Source organism: Bifidobacterium bohemicum DSM 22767 (assembly GCF_000741525.1).
Taxonomy (GTDB): Bacteria; Actinomycetota; Actinomycetes; order Actinomycetales; family Bifidobacteriaceae; genus Bifidobacterium; species Bifidobacterium bohemicum.
The window spans coordinates 292,521-307,749 of the sequence record NZ_JGYP01000001.1 but is presented as its reverse complement, the minus strand read 5'-3'; the positions used below and the strand labels follow the sequence as shown (position 1 = coordinate 307,749).

13 protein-coding genes are annotated in these 15,229 nt (G+C 58.1%); 8 read left to right on the top strand and 5 right to left on the bottom strand.

What is annotated here, in order from left to right:
* Positions 1 to 8 precede the first annotated feature (8 nt).
* On the top strand, positions 9 to 1,307 hold the full coding sequence (locus BBOH_RS01295; RefSeq protein WP_033520315.1) for a pyrimidine-nucleoside phosphorylase: 1,299 nt from the start codon (positions 9 to 11) through the stop codon (positions 1,305 to 1,307).
* A gap of 315 nt (positions 1,308 to 1,622) precedes the next feature.
* Here the strand turns inward: BBOH_RS01295 and BBOH_RS01290 are convergent, their stop codons facing one another.
* A complete protein-coding gene (locus BBOH_RS01290; RefSeq protein ID WP_081930246.1) occupies positions 1,623 to 2,738 on the bottom strand; it encodes an integrase catalytic domain-containing protein in 1,116 nt (371 codons plus the stop codon).
* A 312-nt stretch (positions 2,739 to 3,050) separates the two neighbouring features.
* Here BBOH_RS01290 and rpsD point away from each other — a divergent pair, with 312 nt between their 5' ends.
* From rpsD to BBOH_RS01275, 3 genes are all read left to right on the top strand, one after another.
* Complete coding sequence (rpsD, locus tag BBOH_RS01285; protein WP_033520313.1) at positions 3,051 to 3,677, top strand: 30S ribosomal protein S4; 627 nt, start codon at positions 3,051 to 3,053, stop codon at positions 3,675 to 3,677.
* A gap of 411 nt (positions 3,678 to 4,088) precedes the next feature.
* Positions 4,089 to 5,069 carry a DUF3737 family protein gene (locus BBOH_RS01280; protein ID WP_081930279.1) on the top strand — a complete coding sequence of 327 codons (981 nt, stop codon included), beginning with the start codon at positions 4,089 to 4,091 and terminating at the stop codon, positions 5,067 to 5,069.
* Positions 5,066 to 6,310, top strand: coding sequence for a MalY/PatB family protein (locus tag BBOH_RS01275; RefSeq protein WP_044098009.1), 1,245 nt, complete (start codon positions 5,066 to 5,068; stop codon positions 6,308 to 6,310). Before BBOH_RS01280 ends, BBOH_RS01275 begins: the two co-directional genes overlap by 4 nt.
* A gap of 48 nt (positions 6,311 to 6,358) precedes the next feature.
* Here the strand turns inward: BBOH_RS01275 and BBOH_RS01270 are convergent, their stop codons facing one another.
* The 4 genes from BBOH_RS01270 to BBOH_RS01255 form a co-directional block, all read right to left on the bottom strand.
* Positions 6,359 to 7,201 carry an ABC transporter ATP-binding protein gene (locus BBOH_RS01270; protein WP_081930245.1) on the bottom strand — a complete coding sequence of 281 codons (843 nt, stop codon included), beginning with the start codon at positions 7,199 to 7,201 and terminating at the stop codon, positions 6,359 to 6,361.
* The gene (locus BBOH_RS01265; protein WP_081930244.1) at positions 7,198 to 8,157 is read right to left on the bottom strand and encodes an ABC transporter permease; all 960 of its coding nucleotides are present in this window, start codon (positions 8,155 to 8,157) and stop codon (positions 7,198 to 7,200) included. Before BBOH_RS01265 ends, BBOH_RS01270 begins: the two co-directional genes overlap by 4 nt.
* Before the next feature lie 34 nt (positions 8,158 to 8,191).
* The gene (trpX, locus tag BBOH_RS01260) at positions 8,192 to 9,241 is read right to left on the bottom strand and encodes a tryptophan ABC transporter substrate-binding protein (protein ID WP_033520311.1); all 1,050 of its coding nucleotides are present in this window, start codon (positions 9,239 to 9,241) and stop codon (positions 8,192 to 8,194) included.
* Positions 9,242 to 9,749: 508 nt separating this feature from the next.
* Positions 9,750 to 10,139, bottom strand: a complete 390-nt coding sequence (locus tag BBOH_RS01255; protein ID WP_033520309.1) for a phage holin family protein — start codon at positions 10,137 to 10,139, stop codon at positions 9,750 to 9,752.
* Between the two features lie 353 nt (positions 10,140 to 10,492).
* On the opposite strand from BBOH_RS01255, the gene BBOH_RS01250 reads away from it, so the two are divergent.
* The 4 genes from BBOH_RS01250 (at position 10,493) to alaS (ending at position 15,229) form a co-directional block, all read left to right on the top strand.
* Positions 10,493 to 11,176, top strand: a complete 684-nt coding sequence (locus BBOH_RS01250; RefSeq protein WP_033520307.1) for a histidine phosphatase family protein — start codon at positions 10,493 to 10,495, stop codon at positions 11,174 to 11,176.
* A 338-nt stretch (positions 11,177 to 11,514) separates the two neighbouring features.
* A complete protein-coding gene (locus tag BBOH_RS01240; protein ID WP_033520303.1) occupies positions 11,515 to 11,925 on the top strand; it encodes a DUF948 domain-containing protein in 411 nt (136 codons plus the stop codon).
* 3 nt (positions 11,926 to 11,928) lie between these two features.
* A complete protein-coding gene (locus BBOH_RS01235; protein ID WP_033520301.1) occupies positions 11,929 to 12,156 on the top strand; it encodes a hypothetical protein in 228 nt (75 codons plus the stop codon).
* A gap of 379 nt (positions 12,157 to 12,535) precedes the next feature.
* On the top strand, positions 12,536 to 15,229 hold the full coding sequence (gene alaS, locus BBOH_RS01230) for an alanine--tRNA ligase (RefSeq protein WP_033520300.1): 2,694 nt from the start codon (positions 12,536 to 12,538) through the stop codon (positions 15,227 to 15,229).

The window sequence follows — 15,229 nt, the reverse complement described above, 5'->3', positions numbered from 1 at the left end:
TGGTAACCATGCGAATGGTTGATGTAATCGACAAGAAAAGAAACGGCGGGGAGCTGAGCGATGACGAGATCAAATTCTTCGTCGACGGTGTTGTCAGCGGAGAAATTCCGGATTATCAGACCAGCGCTTTGCTTATGTCGATTTATTTCAAGGACATGAATGACCATGAACGTTCCCAACTGACATTGGAAATGATGAAATCGGGCGATAGGATTGATCTTTCCGGCGTGCCGGGCATCAAAGTCGACAAGCATTCCACTGGCGGGGTTGGCGACAAGGTGAGTCTGCCGCTGGCCGCCATGGTCGCGGCGACGGGTATTCCCGTTCCGATGATTTCCGGACGCGGGTTGGGTCATACCGGTGGCACACTCGACAAGCTTGAGGCCATTCCCGGCTACAGGGTCGAAATCAGTCAACAGGATTTTATCGATCAAGTCAGGCGAGAAAAGCTTGCGATCATTGGAGCGACTGGAAACATCGCCCCTGCTGACAAGAAGATATATGCGTTGCGTGACGTGACCGATACGGTTGATTCGATTCCGTTGATTGCCAGCTCCATTATGAGCAAGAAGATTGCTTCGGGAACCGATGCATTGGTTATCGATGTTAAGACCGGTGCGGGCGCGTTCATGAAGACGCTGCCGGAGTCCCAGGCCCTTGCCGAGGCCTTGGTTGAGATCGGCAAGAGGGTCGGCATGCAGTGCATGGCGGTTATTTCCGACATGAACCAGCCTTTGGGGCGCAAGGTCGGCAACACTCTCGAAATCGAAGAGACCCTCGACACGTTGAAGGGCAGGGGGCCTCAGGACCTGCTTGAGCTGGTGCTGACCTTGGGCAGCTACATGGTCGTGCTCGGCGAAAAGGCCGGCAACGAGGACGAGGCGCGTGCCATGCTGGAACGCACCATCGAAGACGGTTCGGCGCTCGACCGGTTCCGTGCGATGGTCGTTGCCCAGGGCGGCGACGGACGGGTGGTGGACGACTACGGCCTCATGCCACACGCCAAGTACCGTATCGAATTACCGGCAAAAAGAAGCGGCTACGTCTCCCAGATGCTGGCCGATGAGGTCGGCGTCGCGAGCATGAAGCTTGGTGGTGGGCGCGAAAAGGCCGACGACAGGCTTGATTATGGTGTCGGCATCGAGCTCAACAAGAAGGTGGGCGATCAGGTCCGCGAAGGTGAATCGCTGCTGACCATCTGCAGCGACCGTGAGGATGTCGAGGACATCAAGGAGCTGCTTTATGGCTGCATTGAGATTGGCGAAAAAGTCGAGCCGTATCCGATGGTCTACAAGATCATCAAGTAGTCGATCTTGGTTCGATTCATTGTTCCCGTGTGTTCTGTGTTGCTTGACGCGACGTGCCTCATAAGAAAGTGAGCGCGAAACGGGGAGTGGTGCCTCACTGGAAGTGAGCGCGAAAACGTCAGCCGGTTTCGGCCTGGCGTTCCTCTGTTCCGTGTTCACGGGCCTGGTCTTCCATGTGGTCGGGGGCCTTGTCCAAGTATGCCATGCCGGGTGTCCGGCGGCGCAGGAGCGCCTCGGTGCGCGGCCGGGCGGTCTCCTCGATCCGGTCCTGCAGTTCGTGGATGCGGCGCACCAGCCCGGCGGGGTCGGTGTCTTTCAGCGCTTTCTCGAAGCGTTCCCGCCGTTCGTCGGGGATCCACCCGCCGCCGCCCTCGGCGCGGTCGGCCCCGTCGAGCTCCAGGAGGCGCTGCCACGGGGTGCGCGGCTCGTCGTAGAGGCGTGTGGGCGGTCGCCGCGTCCCGTCCTCCATCCGTGCGGCTTCCTGGAGGGTGTGAACAGGTTGGCCTTGATCTCGACCAGCTCCCAGAGCTCGTTGAGGGGGTCGAGCTCGGGCAGCTCGTAGCGGTAGTAGAACGCGTGCCGGCGCACGACGTGGTTGTTGCGCGACTCGACGGTGGCCCCGTCGTTCTTCCGGTAGGGGCGGCTTCTGGTCTGCTCGATGTCCCTTTGCTGGAGCCAGGCGATCATGTCGTGGTTGATGAACTCGCTGCCGTTGTCGCTGTCGAACGAGCGGATCCGGAACGGGATGCGCGCCTCGATCGCCTCCAGCGCGCCGGAGAGCATCGTGAACGAGTTGTTGCGCGCGCTGGCGTTCTCCGTCCAGCCCGTGGCGAAATCCACTATGGTCAGGGTGCGGCAGAACTCGCCCATGAGGGTGGGCCCGCAGTGGGCGACGGTGTCGGCCTCGACCGCGCCGGGCAGGCCGTCGAGCTCGTCGCCGGCCTTCCTGATCGTGATGCTGTTGCGCAGCGGCTCCGACGCCGCCCTGGTGGAGCTGATCCCCCTGAGCCTGGCGGCGTCGCGCGTGGCCTTGAGGTGGCGGTCGATGGTGGCCGCGCCCATCGCCATGAGCTCGTCGGCCTCGCCGTCCGTGAACCCGTCCAGCTCGCCGGCCGCCTCCAGCGCGGGCAGCCACTGGGGCAGCATGGCCTTCAGGTACTTGCTGCAGGGCATGTCCGCCAGCAGCCACACCTGTTCCAGCAACCTGAACGAGCCGGGCGAATAGCGTGCCGTTCTGCCCCGGCCGTCGCCATCCGGCCGGGGCGAAGCGGGTTCGTTGAGCAGGCGCCTGGCCGTGCTCCTCCCGATGCCCAGGGCCGAGCACATCCGGTCGAGTATCTCGCCCTTGCCCTTCTTCGACGCCTTCGCGTACTCCGTCCTGAACCGTTTCGTTATCTGCCGTTTCGCGGCCATACTGATCCTGTCGTCCATACGACAAGCCAACCACCAAACCGCCGGTTTCGCGCTCACTTCTTATGAGGCACCACTATATTTTTCGCGCTCAGTTCTTACGAGGCACGTCGGAAGGGGCACACGTCCGTACCCTATGAGTAGAATGAACATTTGTGCCCGCCACTTGGCAGGCATTATCTGGAGCCTTAGCCCGTCAATGGGTCGGCGGTGAAATCGCGAAAGCGGCAAACCGTTAGTGCATAGCACTGTGAAGCATTGGAGAGGCCGGCTCAACACGGTTCCGTGAGGGATTGTGTTCCGTTCAGATAACGACAGAAATAAAGGAATAACATGACTAACGTTCAGCGTTCTCGCCGTCAGGTGCGTCTTTCTCGCGCCCTCGGCATCGCTTTGACCCCCAAGGCTCAGCGCATCTTCGAGAAGCGTCCGTATGCTCCTGGCGAGCACGGCCGCACGCGTCGTCGCACCGAGTCCGATTACGCCGTCCGTCTGCGCGAGAAGCAGCGTCTGCGCGCCCAGTACGGCATCTCGGAGAAGCAGCTCCGTGCCGCCTACGAAAAGGGCACCCACACCAAGGGGCAGACCGGTGACGCCATGCTCGAAGATCTCGAGACCCGTCTTGACAACCTCGTGCTCCGTGCAGGCATCGCCCGCACCACCGCGCAGGCCCGTCAGTTCGTGGTGCACCGCCACATCCTGGTCGACGGCAACATCGTCGATCGCCCCTCCTACCGTGTCAAGCCCGGCCAGACCATTCAGGTCAAGCCCAAGAGCCAGACCACCGTTCCCTTCCAGATCGCCGCCGAGGGCGTGCACCGTGATGTGCTGCCCGCGGTTCCGGGGTATCTTGACGTCAACCTCGCCTCGCTCAAGGCGACGCTGACCCGCAAGCCCGAGGCCAAGGAGATTCCGGTCGAGGTCAACATCCAGTACGTCGTCGAGTTCTACGCGCGCTGATTTTTACAAATCCCAATGGGACATACCGTTCAAAGGCCTCACGAGTTTCCGCTCGCGGGGCCTTTGGCGTATGATGATGCCTCCGTTTTCCGTTTTTGCGGGAGCTTGTGTGCCAGGTCGAATTCGCAGCATCGAGAGTGGTGGATCATGGCCTTTTCTTGGGCCGGCTTGCCGCGTGCCGCATGCCGCAGAGAAAAATGTCCGAGGACGGAAAGTTGTCGACCAATGGCTTTAGGGGGTAAGCGTAGGCGGTTCGCGTATGAAACCGCATTCGTTCTGCTCATACGATATGAAGACATGGAGTATTAAACTGTGTAGTGGGCTTGAACAGGCTTTTGTGCATCCTGTGGGTGCCGGCATGGAGACTGAAGCGCGATTGACCGATATGACCAATGATAAGAGGTGTGAATGATGACAGATGCTGCTCACAGTGGTGTGGATCGGCGGATTACTCGACCGAAGAAATTGAAGGACGTTGGGGTGCAGGCAGGAGTTCGAATCATTGAGAATGCCGCCTTCGAGGGGGAGCGTCCGTTGTTCGGGGCAGAGTGCCTGAGCGTCAAAGCAACGACGTTCAGTAGAGGGGAGTCGCCGCTCAAAGAGGGACGCGATCTGACGGTCGAAGACAGTGTTTTCGCCGGAAAATATCCACTATGGTACTGTGACGGGGTCAAAGTGGAGCATACGGTGTTTGAAACCATGGCCCGCTCCGGCATCTGGTACACCAACGATATCAATATGAGAGACTGTGATTTGCAGGCGCCGAAGCTCTTCCGGCGCTGCGATGGGGTCAATCTCGAGCATGTGCACTTTGCCGACGCGGCCGAAACGATGTGGACCTGCAGAAATGTCGCCATGCATGATGTTGCGGTTCGAGGCGATTATTTCGGCAAGGACAGCTCGAGCATCCGGCTTGACAATGTGCATGTCGTTGGCAACTACTGCTTCGACGGCGGCAGCGACATCGAGGCGCACCACTGCACTTTCGTCTCCAAGGATGCCTTCTGGAACTGCGGGAACGTGACGATATATGACTCGACGATCGACGGCGAATATTTAGGCTGGAACACCAGGAATCTGACGCTGATTAACTGCGTGATCAACAGCGATCAGGGATTGTGCTATGTGAATCGACTGACGATGCGCGGTTGCCGAATCATGGCGGGCACCGACCTGGCCTTCGAATATTGCGCCGACGTAGACGCCGAAATCGTCGGGGATATTCCCAGTGTCAAGAATCCGCAGAACGGCGTAATCACAGCACGACACATCGGTACGCTCATCATGGATGAAACGAAAATAGACGCGGGGCTCACACGCTTCAAAACCGAGACGGAACCCGGGATGAGACTGACCGGTTCGGACACCAATAATAAGGCGGTTAACCTATGACGGCAAAGGAACAGAACAAATCGATCGATACTCGTTACGACTTCACGCATGCACCCGAGCGCCGTGGTTCCGCTTCGGTCAAGTGGGATGTGGGCGAGGGCGAGTTGCCGATGTGGATTGCGGACATGGACTTTGCCACGGCGCCGGAGATCATTAAGCAAATGCGGCACAAGCTTGATCTCGGCGCGTTTGGGTACGAAGAGCCCGGAGAGGCCTATTTCAACGCCGTAGCCGATTGGTATGACAATGAGCACCATGCCCGCCCCGAAACGGACTGGATGCTGTTCGCCACCGGCGTCGTTCCGGCCATCTCGTCCATTGTCCGGCGCGTTGGGCATGTAGGGGACAACGTACTGGTGACCGCGCCTGTGTATAACATCTTCTACAACTCAATCGAGAACAACGGTCGTCATGTGCTTTCAAGCGATCTTGTGTATCATGACGGTGCATACGATCTGGATTTCGATGACCTTGAAGCCAAGCTTGCCGAACCGCTGACGACTCTGATGGTCTTCTGCAATCCGCACAACCCAACCGGCAAGGTCTGGACCCGCGAAGAACTGGAGCGTGTCGCGCAGCTGTGCGCCAAGCATCATGTGGTGATGCTCTCCGACGAGATTCACGGCGATCTGGTTCTTTCCGGACCGGACTACACCCCGGCGTTCTCGCTTTCACCGGAGGCGCGGAGCCAGGTGATTTCGTTGGTTTCACCCAGCAAGACCTTCAACGTTGCCGCCTTGCACGCGGCCACGGCCATTATTCCCGATTCGTCTCTGCGAGCTCAGGTCAATCGTGGACTGAATAGCGACGAGGTGGCCGAACCGAACCTGTTGGCGCTCGACGGCACCATCGCCGCTTATGCGCAGGGTCGGGAGTGGGTGGCGGCGTTACGTCGACAACTGCGCGCCAACCGCGACCATGCGCGCGCATTCATCGGCACCAGAATCGAAGGGCTGCGTGTGGTCGAGTCAGCGGCCACCTATCTGATGTGGATCGATGCATCGGGAGTCATCTCCGAGGCGCCGGGAAAACCGGGCGTGGAATCCGGGTACAACCCCGGTTCAGACGCACTTGCGGCGACGATTCGCGAACAGACGGGGCTCATTCTTTCGTCGGGTTCGATCTATCGGGGCAATGGCTCCGACTTCCTGCGTCTGAATTTCGCGTGCCCGCCTGACATGCTCGATGACGGTCTTGAACGGCTGGAACGTGGGGTTCGGTCTTTCAAACAGACACAGTGAAACCGGCTCAGTTAGGATGAAAGGCAGCAAAAGCCTCCTGACCGCGCCTTAGAAACCGTCTTCGAAGAACTGCAACAAATCGTTCATCGAAAGCGAGCGTTTCTCGTTGGCGTCAAGGTCGCGCACAATACGGCCCTTTTGCAATACAATTAGCCGGTCTCCGTACCGAAGAGCGTCGTCAAGCCGATGGGTGATCATCAGGCAGGTCAGGTGTTGCGTGGTGATGGTGTGCGCGGTGATTTCCATGAGCTGCTTTGAGGTCTTGGGGTCAAGGGCGGCCGTATGCTCGTCCAACAACAGCAGATCCGGCTTGGTGATTGTCGCCATAATCAGGCTCAGAGCCTGGCGTTGCCCGCCAGATAGATTGCCTGCGGGAGTCTCGAGTTGCTCCTCAAGTCCGTTACCGATGCCGGCACACAGCTCGAGGAACCGTTCGTGGTTGTTGGCCATATCGCGTATTTTGAATCGCCGGGGTTGGCCGCGGCGCATGGCCAGCAGCAGGTTTTCGGCCACGGTCATGCGCGGTGCCGTGCCCATTTTGGGGTCTTGGAACACCCGTGCGATGTATGCCGCTCGTGCCTCTTCACCTGATGACGTCACGTCTCGACCATTGATGAATATCTGACCCCGTGTAGGTGTGATACTGCCCGCGATGAGATTGAACAGCGTGCTTTTGCCTGCGCCGTTGCCGCCAAGCACAGTGACGAATTGCCCGGGGCGTACCGAAAGGTTCGCGTGGGAGAGGATCTGTTTGGTCTCATCCATGCCGTTATCCACTATGACGGTGCAGTCGCGCATCTCAAGCCGATTGGCTCCGCCGGTTGCGTTCGAAGCCGAAACCTGTGAAACCTCGGCTCCCGTGTCATTTGTGCTCGTGAATTCGTAGCTCATGACGTCTCCTTTCCATCAATCGGCGCAGCGTTCCGTGTGGCTACGGTGTCGTGCAGGTCGTCGGGATGGTTTCTGTTCGTGTATTTTTCGAAACCTGTGGTCAGATGCAACGCCCTTTTCAACTGCGGAATGAGCATGCACAGTGAAAGAACGACCGCCGAGAAGAATTTGAGGTAGGTCGTGTCAAAACCAAGGCGAATCACCAGCAGAATAAGCAGTTGATAGATGATGCTTCCTACTACGGTGGCCAGCATCCGTTCAAAGAAGGACAGTTCGCCGAACAGCACTTCGCCGATGATGATCGAGGACAGGCCTATCACGATGGTGCCCACGCCTTTGCTCACATCGGCGTAGCCGTCGTGCTGACAGATCAGCGCACCGGACAGGGCGATCAGCCCGTTCGAGAGCATCAAGCCGACGTTGGTCATCCGATCGGTGTGAATGCCCAAGGACTTTGCCATGGACTCGTTGTCTCCGGTGGCGATATAGGCCTGGCCGAACTCCGTGTTGAAAAAGACGCACAACAATCCGATGACCACACCCACGGAAACCAGTCCAATGAACACCGTGTCATAATGTTCCGGCAGATTAAGCGGTTCCAATACATCGGTTAGCTTCGGACGATTGAGCAGGGAGAGATTCGGTGACTTCATCACGAACAGCATCACCGAATTCAGTGCCGACATGACAAGAATGCCCGCGAGCACCACCGGGATTTTTCCCTTCGTATACAGCAGTCCGGTTACCAATCCTGCGCACATGCCCGCGGCAACACCGAGTAGCGTGGCCAGGAATGGGTTGACTCCGGCGGTGATCGCCGCCACGCATACGGCACCTCCCAAGGGGAATGAGCCTTCGGTCGTCATGTCGGGGAAGCCCAGGATCCGATAGGTCATAAAGATGCCGAGTCCCAGTATGCTCCATAGCATGCCCTGCCCGATCGATGATATAATCATGTCGTTCGTACCTTGTCTGTTGCTCGCTCGTTGTCTACTTGGTGGTCATCCGTGTCGCGACGAATTTGGCTTGGGCTCTGATGTCGCTCGGCACTGTGACGCCCAGCAATGCAGCTTGATCCTTGTTGACCACGGTATCGCCGGCGGTGAATGTGTAGACGGGCATGCTTGCGGGCTTTTCGCCTTTAAGCATGCGTGCGGTCATTCTTCCCGTTTCGATGCCCAGTCGGTATTGGTTGACGCTGATGGCTGCCAAGCCTCCCTGCTCGACCATGGAATCCACGGAGTTGATGATCGGCCGATGCTTCTTATTCGCTTCCTGGGTCACGGTGGGCATGGCGTTGGCGATGGTGTTGTCAAGCGGAATATAGATGAAATCACACTGGTCGCTCATTACCTGCACGGTTTGCGCAATCTCATTGCTCGACGGTACCGCGAATCTTTTGACGTTCAGGCCGAGGCGCCGCGACGCCCGCTCGGCAGTGACGACCTGTGACTTGGAGTTGTCCTCAGTCGATGAGTAGAGAATGCCGACTGTTTTGGCTTCGGGTAGGAGCTTTTTGCCGAGCTCTATCTCCTGTTGGACTGGCGGCTGGTCCGAAACTCCGGTGATGTTGCCGCCAGGGTGTTTCATATTGTTGATCAGTCCCGCGGTCACTGGGTCGGTAACGGCGCCGAGCACGATTGGAACGTCCCTGGAGGCGTTGGCCAGCGCCTGTGCGGCGGGTGTTGCGATGCCCACCATAACATCGGGCTGTTTGCTGACCAACTGTTCGCTCATCGTGGCGAGTTTGCTCTGATCGGCCTGACCGTTCTGATCGATGATTTCGAGGTTCTCGCCTTCGACGAAACCCTCTTTCTTGAGCTCGTCCACCACGCCTTTGTGAATCTGGTCAAGAGCCGGGTGGCTGACGTATTGGAGAATGCCGACACGTTTTATTCTCTGTGATGACTGCGTATCGGTGTTGGAGCTCCGAACTTGTCGCCTACCGATGCCATACATAAATCCGCCGACGAGAATCAGCGCGATCACCGCGATTGCGGCAATCAGAGCCCTGCTGTTGTTTGCTGTCCTGTGTTCCATGGTTTTATCGTTCCTGATTTGGTTTCGTTTTGCTTCGATGCTGGTGTACGTGATGAGGTCAGGGGGACTGAAGGAAGACCGGGCGTATATGGGTTCACGCTACAACGGACAATCCTCAGTCGTCATGTTGACGGTTTTCCAAGTCGTCGGGAATGCAAATCCCTTGAAATATATGTAATACTGAATTCAGTTTCATGGCCGCAAACGGTGTGTATGCGGACTTGTTGATTCAGCTACGCCAGAAACGCGAAGCGGAACGACCAAGGAGCTGTAATGGCGATGTCATTGTCGTTGTCATTGTCACTACAAAACCCGCCTTTCGTGTTTCCGTTCGTAAGGACAACGCTACCTGGATGCATGTATCGCGGACGGCAAATGCCCGAATATTGAGATAGGGACAGTTCTGCGTCGTTCTCAAACGACATGCATCGGCATCGCCGACCGGCATTATGACGGCTCTGTCAAAGTTGATGGCGAGCCAACGGTATCGGGGGTGGCTACTTGCTGCTCACCGTTCGATCAAGCCGCCGACAATCGCTCCGACCACGGTCATGATGATCGACCCGATAACGGAGTCCCAGAAGCCCGGGATGTAGACTCCAAATCCGAACAGACCGATTGCCAGCCACGATGCGAGTTCCATGCACAGCCAATTGACCACAAGGGCCGTGAGGATGGCGAAAACGCCGAATGTCGCAATCGAAAACGGCAATGCCAGCACTTGCGAGACCACATGCATGGCGGGCTTAAGCCAAGCGTTGACCAAGGCCAGAAACAACGCAAAGACGGCGATCGCAAGCAGTTTCGGCTCTCCGATTGGTCGCATGCCCGGCAGCAGTGCCACCATGACCGCGGCGGCAATCGTCATAACGAACCAACGTGAAAAAAATCGACTCATACATAACCATTGTGCCAAATGCCACAGAAAAAACCTCCATGTTATGTCGATTGCTGAATTCCTGGCGTGCAAGTCACTGACCTATCGTCCCGGCCGACATTGGTTTGATGATCCTCGTGTCGAACACCGAGCGGCGCATTGATGATGACCTGCGAAGATGGATGGTGAGTTTTGAGTGACCGCGGGTTGAGTCGGTAACGAATGCTGCAGGTCGCCTGGTGGACGGGATGGACATGGCGGCGCAAACTTATCCATGGAGCTTGAACAATGACGCCTCATAGAGCTTTCGGCGGAGGGAAGCGACGGTTTTTAGGGAGCATGCCCGAGGGCACCCCCAGTGAGAAGATGAAGCTATGTTGCTACATCTTCATTTGGTCCGCCACGGGCAGACATACTTCAATCGTTATAACCGTTTGCAGGGCTGGTCGAATTCGCCGTTGACCGACTCCGGACTTGCCGACGCGGACAAGGCGGCTGCCAAGCTGCGCGATGTTGATTTTGCCGCGGCGTACTGCTCCGACACGACTCGCGCCCTGGAGACGGGTGAGCGTATTCTCGCCGTCAATGCCGAAGCAGGGCATACTCGTCCGCTTCTGAAAGCCGACCCGCATTTTCGTGAGCAGTTCTACGGATATTTTGAGGGTCAGGACATGAACGCAGCATGGTGGGCCGCCGGCGCTCCCCATGGGGCGAAAACATACAATGCCATCGTCGAGCGCTACGGCCTGAAGGCCACGCGCGACTTCCTCAAAGAGGCCGACCCCTTCCATGACGCCGAAAGTGATGACGAATACTGGCAGCGTGTCGAGGGTGGTTTTGCGCTGATCGCCACCGATGCCGGAACAAATGGTTTGCACGACGGTGATAACGTCTTGCAGATATCTCACGGCAATACATTGCTAAGCCTGATGCATCGCTTCGCCCCTGCCGGCTACGATCTGTCGGAACGCCCTGCCAACGGCAGCGTAACGGTCCTCGACTTTGACACTGAAAAACCCGTCGATCAGGCTGTGTCGGTGATGTCGTATAACCAATAATCGTCAGCGGGCTGCGTTGTGTTGTATTGTGTGAATCATGGTGGAGGCGCGATGATCGCAGACCCAAGTCCGCTTGCATCGTGAATGCCGTATTCGTCGCTGCGGTCTGTTCCGCCGAACCGTGCCTTCGATACGGCTTACGGCCTTCGCTTTTCGATGGTTGGAACCGTCGATTTGGGGCGCCATCAGTTGAGGCGTTGTCGTGGCGTCGCCGTCGACGTTCGCTTGATGATTATGCAAATGATTATGCGCAAGGCTTCTTGACCGTCGTGGGCGTTCGATAGCCTTGAATGGTCGTATTGGTACATGGTCTCCGTCTTCATAGGAAAGAGTCTCTCATGAGTGTTGGTGACATCGCCGGACTTATCGCCGCGATAGCGTTTGCCGTGATTGCCGGGTTCCTGATCTACCCGTTGATTCGGCTCGGTAAGCTCTTCGACCAAATCGCGCAAACCATCAAGGAGTCCGGCGACCACGCCATCCCGGCGCTCGACGAGGGTGTGGCGACGGTGCGTCAGGTCAACAAGTCGCTGGAGGACGTCAACCGCATCTCTGCGGCGGCTTCCACAACGGCCGACAATGTAGGGGCCTTGGCGGACCTCTATGGTTCATTCCTGGGCAAGCCGGTTATCAAGATAGCGTCGTCCTTCTATGCGCTCAAGGCAACGGCCAGTACGTTTATGTCCGGTCGTAAGAACCGCGCGGCCTCTGATTCCCCGTTCCCGGTTGTCAAGCAAGGTAGGAAGTAATTCATGTTCAAACGACTCTTCTGGTTCTTGATCGGCTTTGGTTCAGGCGTTGTGGCGGTGTCCAAGGCCGAGGCGTACGTCCGTGCCAATACGCCCGACAAGGCGCGTCAGTTCGTGCTTGGTCCAGACCAGAACAATGTTGCGGTCAGGACGCTTGCTGGGCTGCTCAATGACTTTAATGCCGTCCGTGTCGGCCGTGAGGCTGAACTCAACGACAAATACATCCACTGACCGGACGGTCGTATTGCCGACAATAGTGCCGACGATGGTCGGCTGAACGCTTTACTTGAAAGCGTGCGGGTCTGTCTCTTCGCCGCCATGTAAAATAAATGCGTATTTGCGGTAGTCGTTTCGATGGAACGGGCAATGACGTATTACGTTATTGAAACATGGATACGTTCTGCCCTTCGGGTGCCAGATGCCGATGCCCAAACGAGTCCGGCATCTGGCACGCGTTCGATCGTAATGAGGTCTCTGGGCGGCAAATGCGGCAGAAGACTATTGCACTACAATCTCAACCGATTTACAGGGCTTTATCTAATATAAGGAACCAGTCCATGAATGTCGCGGCGGTTTGCGCCGTGAACGGAACCAAGGAGCAAACAAGTCAATGCGCACCTCTGAAATCGCCAAACGCTTCCAACGGTATTTTGAACGGCAGGGCCATCTTGTCGTGCCTTCAGCCTCGCTGATCTCGCCAAACCCGACCACCCTGTTCACCATCGCGGGTATGGTCCCGTTCATTCCGTACCTTCTTGGCGAGCAGACCCCGCCCTCGAAGCGCGTGACCAGCAACCAGAAGTGCGTGCGTACCCTCGACATCGACGAGGTCGGCAAGACCACGCGTCACGGCACCTTCTTCCAGATGCTCGGCAACTTCTCCTTCGGCGATTACTTCAAAGAAGAAGCCATCCATTATGCATGGGATTTGCTGACCACCCCGCAGGACAAGGGCGGCCTAGGCTTCGACCCCGATACGCTGTGGGTCACCACCTACACCGACGACGATGAGGCGCGCCGCCTGTGGGCCAACGAGGGCATGGACCCCGAGCACATGGAGATCCTCGGCATGGAGGACAACTTCTGGACCACCGGCGGCCCCGGCCCCGGCGGCCCCTGCTCCGAAATCTACGTTGACCGTGGCCCCGCCTACGGCAAGGAGGGCGGCCCGAGCGCCGACGACAACCGATACATCGAAATCTGGGATCTGGTCTTCGAGAACTACGAGGTCGACAACGTCAAGTCCAAAACCGACCTGCATATCGTGGGCGAGCTGACGAACAAGAACATCGACACCGGGGCCGGTCTTGAGCGTGTGGCTTACCTGTTGCAGGGCAAGCAGAACATTTACGAAACGGATGAGGTGTACCCGGTCATCGAAGCGGCAGAGCGCATCTCCGGCCACAAATATGGCGAGAACGAGCAGGACGACGTGCGTTTCCGTGTGGTTGCGGACCATGTGCGCAGCGCTTTGATGATCATGAGTGACGGGGTGCGACCCAGCAATGTCGGCCGTGGCTACGTGTTGCGCCGCCTGTTGCGCCGTACGGTCCGTTCCATGCGGATGCTTGGTGTGAACGACCCGGTGCTGCCCACGCTGATGCCGGTTTCCAAGGATGCGATGGCGCTGAGCTATCCGGAGTTGAACGACACGTTCCACGATGTTTCCGAGGCGGCATACGGGGAGGAGGACGCCTTCCGACGTACGCTTGAGAACGGCTCGACCATTTTGGACATGGCAGTGTCCAAGGCCAAGGAGTCCAAAGACGGTATGGTCAGCGGCAAGGACGCGTTCGCTCTGCACGATACGTACGGTTTCCCGATTGAGCTGACCCTTGAGATTGCCGGTGAACAGGGCGTGCCGGTCGACCGTGCAGGTTTCGACGGCCTGATGGCCGAGCAGAAGTCCCGGGCGCGCGCCGACGCATTGAAGAAGCGTCACAACGTGGACGTCAGCGTGTATGACGATTTCAAGAAGACATTGGATGCGCCGATTGATTTCACCGGTTATCGCGAGTATTCCAGCCGTGCCAAGGTGCTGGGCATCTTCGTGGAGGGTGAAGGTTCCGTTCAGTCGGCCGAGGGGCCGAAGAACGTGGAAATTGTGCTTGATCGCACGCCATTCTATGCCGAAAAGGGCGGACAGCTGGCGGACGAGGGCGAAATCCTGTCGGATGATGGTGCCGTGGTTGAGGTCGATGACGTGCAGACCCCTATCAAGGAGCTGACGGTGCACAGCTGCCGTTTGAGCGAGGGCGTGCTCAGGGTCGGCGACGAGGTGAGTGCTTCGATCGATGTGGAGCGTCGCCGTGCGCTAGGACGTTCGCATACCGCCACCCACATGTTGCACAAAGCGCTGCGCGAGGTGCTCGGCGACCAGGCCACACAGCGCGGCTCGCTTGTGGCTCCGGACTACCTGCACTTCGATTTCCAGTGGCCCAAGGCGTTGACGCAGGAGGAGATTGCCAAGGTGGAGGCTCGTGTGGTGGAACGTGCCTGCGATGACTTGCCGGTTACGATGGTCGAGATGGATTACAGGGATGCCCTGAAACTAGGCGCGATGCACCTGTTCGGGGAGAAGTATGGCGACAAGGTGCGCGTGGTCACCATCGGTGAGGACGCGTGGAGCCGGGAGCTGTGCGGTGGCACGCATCTGAACGCGACGGGCAAGGTCGGGCAGTTCGTAATCACATCGGAATCCTCCATTGGTTCCGGCGTTCGGCGCGTGGAGGCGTTCACGGGCCAGAAGGCATACGAGTTCAACGCCTCGCAACATGCCGCTGTCTCGCAGCTGGCCGATGAGCTGGGAGTTCGTCCCGACGAGGTCGGTGAACGGGTCAAGGCCCTTGAGGCGAAGGTCAAAGAGTCCGATCGTCGTCTCGCCTCACTGTATGAGTCGCAGCTTGCGGGCGCCGTCCCGCAATTGGTCGCGTCCGCGGAAGATGAGAGCGTATCGGGACTGCACTTGGCATCTTCCAATGTCGGCCACTTCGGATCGTTCGACGCCCTGCGCAAGACGGTGCTCGATGTTCGCGGGCGGCTCGGTGAGGATGCACCTGTGGTCGTGGCACTGGCAGGTATCAACGAGGACGGCAAACCGATGGTTGCGGTCGCCACCAATGAAATGGCTCGTAAAGCTGGGCTGAAGGCCGGAGACCTCGTGCGGGTGGCTTCCAAGATCCTCGGTGGCGGTGGCGGCGGCAAGCCGGATTTTGCCCAAGGCGGCGGAGCCGATGCTGGCAAGGTGGACGAAGCGCTCAGTGCTCTGCGTCAAATGGCCGTGGAAACCATCGTCAAGGGCTGA